This window comes from Duganella sp. HH101, from assembly GCF_001758795.1.
Taxonomy (GTDB): Bacteria; Pseudomonadota; Gammaproteobacteria; order Burkholderiales; family Burkholderiaceae_D; genus Rugamonas; species Rugamonas rivuli.
In genome coordinates, this window is the sequence record NZ_LRON01000008.1 from 247,944 (window position 1) to 260,219 (window position 12,276).

14 protein-coding genes are annotated in these 12,276 nt (G+C 65.4%); 13 read left to right on the plus strand and 1 reads right to left on the minus strand.

The window, feature by feature from the left end; translation table 11 throughout:
* Window positions 1-9 precede the first annotated feature (9 nt).
* From DUGA2_RS15360 to DUGA2_RS15410, 11 genes are all read left to right on the plus strand, one after another.
* A complete protein-coding gene (locus tag DUGA2_RS15360; protein WP_070270158.1) occupies window positions 10-1,206 on the plus strand; it encodes a type II secretion system F family protein in 1,197 nt (398 codons plus the stop codon).
* Entirely contained in the window at window positions 1,203-2,924 is a 1,722-nt protein-coding gene (locus tag DUGA2_RS15365; RefSeq protein ID WP_008446435.1) for a GspE/PulE family protein, read from the plus strand. The genes DUGA2_RS15360 and DUGA2_RS15365 overlap by 4 nt, the downstream gene beginning before the upstream one ends.
* Window positions 2,917-3,771, plus strand: coding sequence for a hypothetical protein (locus DUGA2_RS15370; RefSeq protein ID WP_070270159.1), 855 nt, complete (start codon window positions 2,917-2,919; stop codon window positions 3,769-3,771). Before DUGA2_RS15365 ends, DUGA2_RS15370 begins: the two co-directional genes overlap by 8 nt.
* Window positions 3,768-4,313 carry a PilN domain-containing protein gene (locus DUGA2_RS15375; protein WP_070270160.1) on the plus strand — a complete coding sequence of 182 codons (546 nt, stop codon included), beginning with the start codon at window positions 3,768-3,770 and terminating at the stop codon, window positions 4,311-4,313. The genes DUGA2_RS15370 and DUGA2_RS15375 overlap by 4 nt, the downstream gene beginning before the upstream one ends.
* Window positions 4,298-4,873, plus strand: coding sequence for a hypothetical protein (locus tag DUGA2_RS15380; protein ID WP_070270162.1), 576 nt, complete (start codon window positions 4,298-4,300; stop codon window positions 4,871-4,873). Before DUGA2_RS15375 ends, DUGA2_RS15380 begins: the two co-directional genes overlap by 16 nt.
* Entirely contained in the window at window positions 4,870-5,436 is a 567-nt protein-coding gene (locus DUGA2_RS15385; RefSeq protein WP_070270164.1) for a hypothetical protein, read from the plus strand. The genes DUGA2_RS15380 and DUGA2_RS15385 overlap by 4 nt, the downstream gene beginning before the upstream one ends.
* Window positions 5,436-7,421, plus strand: coding sequence for a secretin N-terminal domain-containing protein (locus DUGA2_RS15390; protein WP_070270166.1), 1,986 nt, complete (start codon window positions 5,436-5,438; stop codon window positions 7,419-7,421). Before DUGA2_RS15385 ends, DUGA2_RS15390 begins: the two co-directional genes overlap by 1 nt.
* A 4-nt stretch (window positions 7,422-7,425) precedes the next feature.
* Window positions 7,426-7,902, plus strand: a complete 477-nt coding sequence (locus DUGA2_RS15395; RefSeq protein WP_070270169.1) for a type II secretion system protein — start codon at window positions 7,426-7,428, stop codon at window positions 7,900-7,902.
* Entirely contained in the window at window positions 7,896-8,276 is a 381-nt protein-coding gene (locus tag DUGA2_RS15400) for a type II secretion system protein (RefSeq protein ID WP_070270171.1), read from the plus strand. Before DUGA2_RS15395 ends, DUGA2_RS15400 begins: the two co-directional genes overlap by 7 nt.
* Complete coding sequence (locus tag DUGA2_RS15405) at window positions 8,276-8,950, plus strand: type II secretion system pseudopilin PulG (RefSeq protein ID WP_070270174.1); 675 nt, start codon at window positions 8,276-8,278, stop codon at window positions 8,948-8,950. The genes DUGA2_RS15400 and DUGA2_RS15405 overlap by 1 nt, the downstream gene beginning before the upstream one ends.
* A gap of 228 nt (window positions 8,951-9,178) precedes the next feature.
* Window positions 9,179-9,688, plus strand: coding sequence for an FxDxF family PEP-CTERM protein (locus tag DUGA2_RS15410; protein WP_070270177.1), 510 nt, complete (start codon window positions 9,179-9,181; stop codon window positions 9,686-9,688).
* 91 nt (window positions 9,689-9,779) lie between these two features.
* Here DUGA2_RS15410 and murJ read toward each other — a convergent pair whose 3' ends face one another.
* Window positions 9,780-11,330, minus strand: coding sequence for a murein biosynthesis integral membrane protein MurJ (gene murJ / locus DUGA2_RS15415; RefSeq protein WP_070270180.1), 1,551 nt, complete (start codon window positions 11,328-11,330; stop codon window positions 9,780-9,782).
* A gap of 191 nt (window positions 11,331-11,521) precedes the next feature.
* Here murJ and rpsT point away from each other — a divergent pair, with 191 nt between their 5' ends.
* Together rpsT and DUGA2_RS34215 are read left to right on the plus strand one after the other, a co-directional pair.
* A complete protein-coding gene (gene rpsT / locus DUGA2_RS32685; protein WP_008446456.1) occupies window positions 11,522-11,788 on the plus strand; it encodes a 30S ribosomal protein S20 in 267 nt (88 codons plus the stop codon).
* Window positions 11,789-11,932: 144 nt separating this feature from the next.
* Window positions 11,933-12,187, plus strand: coding sequence for a hypothetical protein (locus DUGA2_RS34215; protein ID WP_070270182.1), 255 nt, complete (start codon window positions 11,933-11,935; stop codon window positions 12,185-12,187).
* The last annotated feature ends 89 nt before the right edge of the window (window positions 12,188-12,276 follow it).

Below are 12,276 nucleotides of genomic sequence, written 5' to 3' on the forward strand. Positions count from 1 at the left end.
AAGCCGTCCATGCAGTTCGATGTCCGCACCTTGTCGGCCGATATGGCCATCTCGCATCTGGTGATCGACGGCCGGGACGAGGCCGATGCGCGCCGCCAGGTGGAGGCGCGCGGCCTGTACGTCAGCGCCATCGCCCCGGTACGCGGCAGCCTCGGCCTGCGCGGCGGCAAGGCGCGCGGCAAGGGCCTCTCGCTGGTGCTGTTCAGCCAGGAACTGCTGGCGCTGCTGACCGCCGGCCTCGGCATCGTCGAGGGCCTGGAGGCGCTGCTGGAAAAGGAAACCAGCCCCGTCACGCGCAGCGTGCTGGAGCGCCTGCTGGCCGGCCTGCGCGAAGGCCAGCGCTTCTCCGCCGTGCTGGCCGAGCAGCCCGAACTGTTCCCGCCGCTGTACATCGGCATCGTCAAGGCGGCCGAGGGTACGTCGGACCTGCCGCGTTCGCTGTCCCGCTTCATCGACTACCAGCAGCGCATCGACCTGGTGCGCGGCAAGCTGGTGTCGGCCGCGATCTATCCCTGTATTTTGCTGCTGGTCGGCGGCGGCGTCAGCCTGTTCCTGATCGGCTACGTCGTGCCGCGCTTCGCCGAGGTCTACCAGGGCGCCGGCCGCAACCTCCCGTGGCTGTCGCAGCAGATGCTGAACTGGGGCCAGTTCGCCGGCGCCCACACCACGCTGCTGCTGGGCGGCATCGCCGCCGTGCTGGCCGCGCTGGCGCTGGGCGTGCGCCAGCTGATGGGTAGCGGCGGCATGCTGCGCCTGCTGGGACGCCTGCCCGGCATCGGCGAGCGGGTGCGCATCTACGAACTGTCGCGGCTGTACCTGACGCTGGGCATGCTCAGCGAGGGCGGCATCACCATCGTGCACGCGATCGAAACCGTGCAGGGCATGGTGTCGGCCGGCATCCGCCAGAACCTGCAGGCGGCGCGCGCCGCCATCGAATCGGGCCTGCCGCTGTCGACCGCCTTCGAGGCCAACCAGCTGACCACGCCGATCTCGCTGCGCATGCTGCGCGTGGGCGAGCGCACCGGCGACATGGGACCGATGCTGACCCAATCCGCGGCTTTCTACGACGGCGAAATCAGCCGCTGGATAGAACGCTTCACACGAACCTTCGAGCCGCTGCTGATGGCCGCCATCGGCCTGGTGGTCGGCGCCATCGTGGTGCTGCTGTATATGCCGATTTTCGATCTGGCCGGAGACATGTCATGACGGCCCACGCCACCCCCATCATCGCCGGCGCGGCGCCTGTTCCCGCGCTCGATACCGCACTGGTCGCGCGCGCGCGCCACCTGCGCCAGCAATCCAAGCGCACGCTGGTCGAAGAACTGGTCGCGCTGAGCGGCCTGGAAGCGCGCCTGGTGGTGCAGGCGCTGGCGCAGCCGTTCGGCATGGCGGTGCTGGAGACCATCGACATGCTGGCCTACACGCCGGCCTTCGATTTGCTGCCGCTGTCGCAGGCCTTGGCGCGTCACTGCGTGCTGCTGCGCGCGCACGACGGCACGGTGGTCGGCGTGATCGCCGATCCCTTCGACCTCGATCTGCAAACCTGGCTGGGCACGCAGGCGCGCGCCACGCCGCACGCGCCGCTGCACACGCGGCTGGCGCTGCAGGCCGACATCCAGGCCTATCTGTCGAAGCAGGAGGAATCGGCGCGCGCCACCGACACGCTGCTGCCCGGCGCCAGCGAGGGCCGGCGCGACGGCAAGACCGCCGCCGTGCTGTCGTTCGCCTCGGTGTCGGAAGCGGCCAGCCCGGCCGTCCGCCTGGTCAACTCGACGCTGTACGACGCGCTGAAAGCCGGCGCCTCCGACATCCACCTGGAAAGCACGGCCGGCGGCCTGGCGGTCAAGTACCGCGTCGACGGCGTGCTCGATCACGCCACCTCGGTCAACGGCATCGACGTCGCCGAGCAGATCATCTCGCGCCTGAAGGTGCTGGCGGAGCTGGACATCGCCGAGCGCCGCGTGCCGCAGGACGGCAGCTTCCGCGTCGAAGCCAACGCGCGTGAGATCGACCTGCGCGTCTCCATCATGCCGAGCATCCACGGCGAGGACGCGGTGATCCGTATTCTCGACAAGCGCGCCATGATCGAAGCCTACGGCTCGCTGACGCTGGAAGCGCTGGGCTTCGACGCGCCGTCGCTGGCCACGCTGCGCGTGCTGGCGCAGGAAGCCTACGGCATGCTGCTGGTGACGGGGCCCACCGGTTCCGGCAAGACCACCACGCTGTACGCGGCGCTGACCGAGATCCACAACGGCCGCGAGAAGATCATCACCATCGAGGATCCGGTCGAGTACCAGCTGCCCGGCATCCTGCAAATCCCGGTCAACGAGAAGAAGGGCCTGACCTTCGCCAAGGGCTTGCGCTCCATCCTGCGCCACGACCCGGACAAGATCATGGTCGGCGAGATCCGCGACCGCGAGACGGCGGAAATCGCCGTGCAGTCCGCGCTGACGGGCCACCTGGTGCTGACCACCGTCCACGCCAACAACGTGTTCGACGTGTTCGGCCGCTTCACGCACATGGGCATCGATCCGTATGCCTTTGTGTCGGCGCTGAACGGCATCTGGGCGCAGCGCCTGGTGCGCATCAACTGCCCGCACTGCGCGGCGCAGTACACGCCGGACGACCACGAGCTGGCCAGCGTCGGCCTGGCGCGCGCCGACGTCTACGATTACCGCTTCATGCAGGGCAAGGGCTGCGGCGATTGCCGCGGCACCGGCTACAAGGGCCGCCGCTCGATCGCCGAGATCCTGACGCTGAACGACGAGATCCGCGAGCTGATCGTCGACAAGCGGCCGATCCGCCAGATCAAGCAGGCCGCTTACGAGAACGGCACGCGCAGCCTGCGGCAGGCCGCGCTGGAGCTGGTCAAACGGGGCGGCACCACGCTGTCTGAAATCAAACGAGTGACCTTGCATGCGTAGAACCATTGGACAATCCTTGCGCATCGGCGTCTCCGCCCATGCGGTCAGCCTGCTGCGCATCAGCCGCTGGCGCGGCGAGCCGGTCACGGTGCTGGCCGAGCATGCGTTCGCGCCGTCGGGCGAGCATCCGTTCGACGCCATCGCCAACGCGCTGCGCGCGCTGCTGGGCGAACAGCTCGGCGATAAAAGCGTGGCCGGCTGGCCGGTCAGCATCGTGCTGGCCGACGACCTGACGCGGATGTGGCGCGTGGCGCCGCCGCCTGGCGCGGCGCGGCTGGCCGACATCGAAGCGGCGGCCGGCTTCCGTTTCCAGTCGCTGTACGGCGAGGCGCCCGCGGCCTGGCAGATCGCCGGCGACTGGGACGCCGCGCAGCCGTTCTTCGCCGCCGCCGTGCCGCGCGCCTTGCTGGCCGTGCTGCGGCTGGTGGCGCAGGAGTTCAAGCTGCACGTCGTCGGCATCGAGCCGCATTTCATCACGGCCTACAACCGCTGGCGGCGCAGCCTGAAGACGGGTGCGTGGTTCGGCCTGGTGCACGACAACCTGCTGACGCTGGCCGCCATCGAGGCGGACGGCAAGGGCATGCGCGCCATCCGCGCGCTGCCGATGCCGGCCGGGCACGGCGCCGACCAGTACTGGCTGGGCCAGACGCTGAAGCGCGAAGCGCTGCTGCTCGATATGGACGCGCCGGAGCTGCTGCAGGTATGCGGCGCGGCGCCGGCCGCATGGAGCAAGGCCGGCGAGCATCCGGAGCATATCGCCTGCGTGCTGCTGGACCAGGCGCAGCAGGCCTCCAGCGGCAAGCTGTCCCCGATGGCCTTGCTGGCGCGCGGCGGGAGCAGGGCATGAGACAGATGAACATCGATTTCGCACCGCGCAGCCTGCGCCGCAGCTTGTTCCACGCGCATCCCGCGCTGCTGGCGCTGGGCGGCGCCGGGCTGCTGCTGTGCGCGGCCGCCGGCTTCGGCGGCTGGAAGCTGGTCGAGCAGCAGCGCTTGCGCGAGCATCAGCTGCGCCACATCCAGGAGCGCGCGGCGGCCATCTCGGCGCGGCCGGTGGAGGTGGCGCGGGTGGCGATACCGGAAGGGCAGGCGGCCTTCGTCAACGGCGCCATCCTGCAACTGAACCTGCCGTGGCGCGACCTGCAGGACGCGGTGGCCGCGGCCACGCCGCGCAGCGTGGCGCTGGTGGCGATGGAGCCGGACTCGCGCAAGCAGGTGCTGAAGATCACCGCCGAAACCAAAACCAGCGACGACATGGTGGCCTACGTGGCGGAGCTGAAGCAGCAGGAGCTGTTCAGCGGCGTGACGCTGACGCGCCATGAAATCAACGAGCAGGATCCCAACCGGCCCTTGCGCTTCCAGCTGGAGGCCGCATGGGTAAGCCGATGAGCGCTGCGGACATCAAGGTGAACGTCGCCACGTTCGCGCTGCGCGCGCGGCTGCTGCTGGCGCGCCTGGGCGCCCCTGTCTGCATCGCGCTGGCGCTGTGCCTGGCCGGCGCGGCGGCGTGGGGCTGGCTGCTGCCGCAACGCGCGGCGCAGGCGCGGCTGATGGCGCAGCCCTTGCCGACGCCCACGTCGCTGGTGACGGCGCCGCCGCCGCCGTCGGCCAACCAGAATCTGGCCGGCTTCTACGAGGTGCTGGGCGAGAACCGCTACGCCGAGCAGCAGGTCAAGGTGCTGTTCGACCTGGCGGCCAAGAACAACCTGACGCTCAGCCTTGGCGAGTACAAGGCCGGCTACGACAAGGCCAGCCGCGTCAGCACCTACCAGATCATCCTGCCGGTGAAGGGGCCATACCAGTCCATCTGGCAGTTCGCCATGCAGGGCTTGCGCGAGATGCCGTTTGCGTCGCTGGACGACATCGGCTTCCGCCGCGAGTCCATCGCCGAATCCACGGTGGAAGCGCGCCTGCGCTTTACCCTGTACCTGAAGGACGGCGAGCCATGAAACCCTACCAGATCGTGATGGGCGTGGCGTTGGCCGGGGCGGCCGGGCTGGCGCTGTTCGGCGATAACACGCCGTCGGGCGACATCGCCGAGCCGGTGGCGCGCAGCGCCGCCGCATCAACCGCCGCATCAACCGCTGCATCGGCCACGGCGCCCGCGCCGCGCGCCGGCAGGGACAACAAGCCGCAGGCCGACGTGGCGATCCTGCGCCTGACGCCGCGCGCAATGCTGGTGGGCGCATCCGGCGATGCCACCTTCGCCTCGGGCGAAGGCGTGTTCCTGGGACAGAACTGGAACCCGCCGCCGCCACCGCCGCCGCCGCCATCGAAGGAACCGCCGCCCGCCCCGGTGGCGCCGCCGATGCCGTTCACGGTGCTTGGCAAGGGCGTCGCCGACGGCGCCTGGGAAGTCTATCTTGCGCATGGCGACAAGACCTATGTGGTGCGCAATCACACCGTCATTGACGGCACCTACCGCGTCGAGAAGATCGCGCCGCCGCTGATGTCCGTGACCTATCTGCCTTTGAATCAGGTACAACAGATCAATATTGGAGTCCTCGACTGATGGCTAGTCATCTGAAGAATTTGGGCCGCCGCGCCGCGCTGCCTGCCTTGTTGGCCGTCGCCCTGGGCGGCTGCGCCGGACAAATGGCCTACCGCGATGGCCGCGACCTGATCGCCCATGACCAGATCGAAGCCGGCCTGCTCAAGTACCAGGAGGCGGTGAGGGCGGAGCCGGGCAACGCCCAGTACCGCCAGGCCTTCCTGATGGAGCGCGACCGCGCGGCGCAGCGCTTCCTCGACCAGGCCGAGCGCCTGCAGGACGAGGGCAAGCTGGATCAGGCGGCGCAGCTGTTCCGCCGCGTGCAGGCGCTGGATCCGCTCAACGAACGCGCCCGCGCCGGCATGCGCGCGCTGGAGCGCGACGACCGCCAGGCCAAACTGCTGGCGGCCGCCGGCGCGCACGCCAACAAGGGCGAGTACGAGCTGGCGAAGCAGAAGCTGAACGCGATGCTGACCGAGAACCCGGCCAACGACAAGGCCCGCCAGATGCTGCGCGAGGTGACGGAGAAGCTGGCGCCTGCGGCGGCGGAGCCCGGCCTGGCGAAAACCTACAAGCAGCCGATCTCGATCGAGTTCCGCGATGCGCCGCTGAAGCAGGTGTTCGAAGTGATCTCGCGCCGCTCCGGCCTGAACTTCGTGTTCGACAAGGACGTCAAGACCGACCAGCGCACCACCGTGCTGCTGAAGAACAGCACCGTCGAATCGGCGATCTACTATCTGCTGCTGACCAACCAGCTGGAGCAGCAGGTGATGGATGCGAACACCATCCTGATCTACCCGAACGTGGCGGCCAAGCTGAAGGAATACCAGGAGATGACGGTCAAGACCTTCTTCCTGGCGAACGCCGAGGCCAAGCTGGTGGCCAATACGCTCAAGACCATCCTGAAGTCGCGCGACGTGGTGGTCGATGAAAAGCTCAACCTGCTGATCGTGCGCGACAGCCCGGAGGCGATCCGCCTGGCCGAGAAGCTGGTGGCGCTGCAGGACACGCCGGAAGCGGAGGTGATGCTGGAGGTGGAGATCCTGGAGGTCAAGAAGGGCAGCGTGATGGACCTGGGCGTAGTGTGGCCGACCGGTGTCGGCCTGACGCCGCTGTCGACGTCGGGCGGCACCGGCATCACCATCCGCGACTTGAACAACCTGAATCAGCGCACCATCGGCGTGACCGGCATCGCGCTCGGCGTCAACGCCAACAAGAACGATACGGATTCGAACCTGCTGGCCAACCCGCGCATCCGCGTGCGCAACAAGGAAAAGGCCAAGATCGTCATCGGCGACAAGCTGCCGGTGATTACCACCACGGTGTCCTCGGGCATCGGCGGCTTCGCCAGCGACAACGTGACCTACGTCGATGTGGGCCTGACGCTGAACGTCGAGCCCACCATCTACCTGAACGACGAGGTGGCGATCCGCGTGCAGCTGGAAGTGAGCAACCTGACCGGCACGCTCACCACCAAGACCGGCGGCACCGCCTACCAGATCGGCACGCGCCAGGCCACCACCATGCTGCAGCTGAAGGATGGCGAAAACCAGGTGCTGGCCGGCCTGATCAACAACGAGGAGCGCGGCACCGCCAACCACGTGCCGGGCGCAGGCGACCTGCCCATCGTCGGCCGCCTGTTCGGCAGCAAGCGCGACGACAACCAGAAGACCGAGATCGTGCTGTCGATCACGCCGCACCTGATCCGCAATGTGCAGCGTCCGGAGGCGTCGGCGTCGGAGTTCTCGGCCGGCACCGAGGCCAGCTTCCGCCGCCGTCCCGACCTGAGTGCGCGGCCCGCCGTGGCCATGCCGTCGCCGCCGGGCGCCTTGCCGCCGCCCGCCGGCGTGCAGACGGCGCCGTTGCGCCCGTCGTCGCCGGTGCAGGCGATGCCCTTGTCGCAGGGCCAGCCGGCGCCGTTGCCGCCGTCGCAGGGACAACAGCCGCAGCCGGTGCTGCCGCCGCCCGAACCGGAGCCCGCACCGACCCAGCCGGTGCAGCAGTAAGCACATGATGAAGCGCGTCCGCGGGTTCACGCTGATCGAGCTGCTGGTGACGCTGGCCATCCTCGGCCTGCTCAGCGCGCTGGTGGTGCCGACCGCGCATGTGGTGGTGCAGCGCCGGCAGGAGCAGGAGTTGCGCGAGGGACTGCACCAGATCCGCCACGCGCTGGACGCCTACAAGCTGGCCTACGACCAGGGCCGGATCGCCAAGACGCTGGCGTCCACCGGCTATCCGAAGACGCTGGAGCTGCTGGTGGAGGGCGTGCCGGATTTGCAGAATCCCAAGCACACCAAGATGTATTTTTTGCGCCGGGTGCCGCGCGACCCGTTCAACCCGGACGCGTCGCTGGGCGAATCGCAAACCTGGGGCAAGCGCAGCTACGCCAGCGATGCCGACCAGCCCCGGGAGGGCGAGGATGTCTACGATGTCTACAGCCTGAGCGACAAGTCCGGCCTGAACGGTGTGCCGTATAGAAAATGGTGACGATGAAAACCAAAGGATTCACGCTGATCGAGCTGCTGGTGGTGCTGGGCATCATCGCCTTGCTGTTGACCCTGGCCGTGCCGCGCTATTTCCCCAGCGTCGACAAGTCCAAGGAGATCGTGCTGGCCGATAATCTGCGCAATGTGCGGCAGGTGCTGGACCAGTACTATGGCGACACCGGCCGCTATCCGGACACGCTGGAGCAGCTGGTCGAGAAGAAGTATCTGCGCGCGATGCCGGTCGATCCGATCACCGACAGCGATAGCACGTGGATCATCGTGCCGCCGGAGGATGTCGCCAAGGGCGGGATCTACAACATCAAGAGCGGCGCCCCCGGCACCGACCGCAGCGGCAAACCTTATTCCGACTGGTGATGCGTGCTCCGCGCCACGGCCGCAGCGGCGGCTTTACCTATCTGAGCCTGATCATCCTGCTGGCGATCATCGGGCTGGTGACGGCGTCGGCGCTGAAGCTGGGTTCGGTGATACAGCGCAGCAGGGCGGAGAATGAATTGCTCGATATCGGCGCCGCCTTCAGCGACGCCTTGAAGAGTTATGCCGACGCCACGCCGGCCGGCCAGCCGCCGCAGCCGCCGTCGCTGAAGGAGTTGCTCAAGGATCCGCGCTTCCCCGGCACCCGCCGCCACTTGCGCAAGATTTTTGTCGACCCGATCACCGGCAAGGCGGAGTGGGGCATCCAGTATCTGGGCGAAAAGGTCGGCGTGCTGGCGGTCTACAGCCTGTCCGACGCCAAGCCTGTGAAAATTGGAAACTTTCCGTCCCGCTATACCGGGTTTGAAGGCAAGAGTCATATTTCCGACTGGAAGTTTTCGATGGCGCTGGCCGGTGCGGCGCCGTCCGAAATGACCGGGCCGGCTCCGCGCGTCACTGCGCCTGTAGCCGGACTACAGCCCGCCGCCCCGCCTCCTACGCCAGCCGCGCCACCCCCACCGGTGGAGGTGCCAGCGACGCCACCACAGGAACCGGATGCTCCCCCGACTCCGGAAGAGCCTGTTGCGCCCGAACCACCCCCGATCCCGCAAGAATAACGGCTTGGAAGCCACACTTCTGGAAGTTTGTCTCTCAAATTGTCACAATTTTTAATTAATAGTGCGACATTTCCCCTGTTGTTTTCACAAGGTGGTAAAAGTTGCTCAAAGGGAATTAAAAGTGGAAAAATTACAATGGGAATCAATATTCTTATGTTATGATTCTTCCCGAAGTACTCCTTTCAACCCATCGATGCCAGCACGGCATCCTTTCTTTGGTGAGATTCTATGAAACTGAATACCAAGTCTGTCCTGGCTGCGGCGCTGTTCGCTACTGCTAGTTTTGCTTCCCAATTCGCTAGCGCAGCTACCGCATCGTTCGATGCTAATGGTTTCGCTTCGTTCCACAGCGATGCTTTCACCCCGGCTGACGTCTCCGGTACCCACTTCACCCAGTTCGTGCTGTTCGATGGCCTGGCTGCTGGCACCTACAACATCGACGCATCGATCAGCGCAACCCGCCTGTTCTTCGACGTAGATGGCGTGGTATTGGACGGTCATAAGTTTGATCTGGCGGTTATCAATGGCAAACTGAAGTCGGGCAATCTGGTCTATGACGGCCTGGCTCCGCTGTTGCTGTCGGTATCCGGTAAAACCGATGGTGCATACACCCAAGCCTTCTTCAACGGTTCGGTCTCTGTGACCGCCGTACCAGAACCAGAAACCTACGGCATGCTGCTGGGTGGCCTGGCACTGGTTGGTGTTGTTGCCCGTCGCAAAGCAAAACAAGCAGCTTAAGTTTTAGCGCGCAATAAAAACCCCACCAGCCTGAACGCGCTCAAGATCGCGTTCAGTGCAGGTGGGGTTTTTTTTGTTTCAGCGTTTCCGGTCAGCGTGCCGTGCGCTTGATGTCCCGCAAGCGGAAGCCCATCGCAAACAGCGCCCCGAAGTACACCGCGCCGCACAGGCCGATCAACAGCATCAGCGCGCCCACCCGCAGCAGCGTCTGGTGCTGCATGCCCAGCCAATCCACTTGCTGGCCGCCAAACCAGGCGGCGGCGCCCATCAGCACGCAGGCCACCGCCAACTTGGCGCAGAACAGCGGCCAGCCCGCCTTGGGCGTGTAAATGCCGCGCTTGCGCAGGCCGGCGTACAGGAAGCTGGCGTTGATGCACGCGCCCAGGCCGATCGACAGCGCCAGGCCCGATACTTTCAGGTAAGGCACGAACAGCCAGTTCATCAATTGCGTGGCGATCAGCACGCCGGTGGCGATCTTGACCGGGGTGCGGATATCCTGGCGCGCGTAAAACGCCGGCGCCAGCGTCTTGACCAGGATGATGCCCAGCAGGCCGGCGCTGTAGGCGATCAGCGGATAGGACGACTGCGTGGCCGCCTCGTCGGTGAATTTACCGTAGTGGAAGAGGGTGGCGATCAACGGCTTGGCCAGCGCGGCCATACCCACCGCCGCCGGCAGCGCCAGCAGGAAGGTCAGGCGCAGGCCCCAGTCCAGCAGATCGGAGTATTCCTGCGGGTCGCCGTCGGACTGCGCTTTCGACAGGCTGGGCAGCAGTATCGTGCCCAGCGCCACGCCCAGCAGCGCAGTCGGGAACTCCATCAGGCGGTCGGCGTAGGACAGCCAGGAAATGCTGCCCTCGGCCAGACGCGAGGCGATGCTGGTGTTGATCATCAGGCTGATCTGGGCCGCCGACACGGCAAACACGGCCGGACCCATCTTTTTCAGCACGCGGCGCACGCCCGGATCGCCGAGGCCGGCCGCCGGGTTCCACGACAGCGTCGGCAACATGCCGATCTTGATCAGCGCCGGGATCTGGATCGCCACCTGCAGGATGCCGCCGACGAACACGGCGATCGCCATGGCGTAGATCGGCTGCTCCATGTGCGACTGCAGGAACAGCGAGGCGCAGATGAAGGACAGGTTCAGCAGCACCGGCGTGAAGGCCGGGATCTTGAACTGGCGCCAAGTGTTGAGCACGCCGCCGGCCAGCGCGACGAAAGCCATGAAGCTAATATAAGGGAACATCAGCCGCGTCATCCAGACGGCGGCGTCGAAGGCGCCGGGCTGCTTGTCCAGGCCGGTGGCGATGAGGTAAACAAACAACGGTGCGCCGATGATGCCGAGCGCGCTGACGAACAGGGTGGACCACACCAGTGTGTTGGCCACATGGTCGGCCAGCGTCTTGCTGGCTTCCTGGCCGTGCTGGTTTTTATATTCCGACAATATCGGCACGAAGGCCTGGGAGAATGCGCCCTCGGCAAACAGGCGGCGCAGCAGGTTGGGGATGCGGAACGCGACGATGAAAGCGTCCGTGTAGGCGCCGGCGCCGAAGGCCCGGGCAAACAAGGTTTCACGCAATAATCCGGTAACGCGGGACAGCATGGTCATGCTGGAGATGGCGGCTAGAGTTTTAAGCAAGTTCATGGGGGATGATTATAGTTGCTCCTGACAGAAAACATCGCTATAATCGCAGGCTGTACAGAATTCTGTTACGCAGACACTAATGTTTGGCAGGCAGTAGTTTGACTCACATGGTTCGGCAGACGCACTGAACGCACCTGTTTGGCAAACAATAATGTTTGCAAACGCACCTTTACCCTGTTTTAGGAAATTCCATGGCAAATACCGCACAAGCGCGTAAGCGCGCTCGTCAAGCAGTTAAGCAAAACGCTCACAACTCGTCCCAGCGTTCGACCCTGCGCACCGCTATCAAAGCAGTTCGCAAAGCGATCCAGGGCGGCGACAAAGCTGCTGCGACCGCAATCTTCCAATCGTCCGTGTCGACCATCGACAGCATCGCCGACAAGAAGATCATTCACAAAAACAAGGCAGCTCGCCATAAGAGCCGTCTGGCAGCTGCTCTGAAAGCACTGTCCGCTTAATTCCCTTCCGGGATTTAAAGCAAGAACCCGCCTGGCCTCTGGCCAGCGCGGGTTTTTTCGCTTGGGCGAACGGAAAGCCGCCGGCCGCGCGGGACGAAAAAAAAAGCCGGCCCAAGGCCGGCTTGCTGGAATGGCAGCGATTACTTGGCTGGCATCGAGGCCGAAGCTTCAGCCGAAGCGGCTGCTTTCTTGGCTTTGGCTTTCTTGGCTTTTGGAGCGGAAGCAGCGGCCGATGCGGAAGCCGAAGCCATCGGAGCCGAAGCCATCGGGGCCGATGCGGCGGCGGAAGCGGATGCCGATGGAGCTGCGGCGAAAGCGGAGGCGGCAAACAGGGAAGCAACCAGGGCAGCGATGATCTTGGACATGATGATTTCCTTTGGCAGTGATTTAACCAGCTAAAAAAAACGCAGATTCATATGAATCTAGCTCATTAACGCCGCCCGAAAATTTCCAGTTGACACAAAATGCGCAGTTTTCCGGAATTTTAT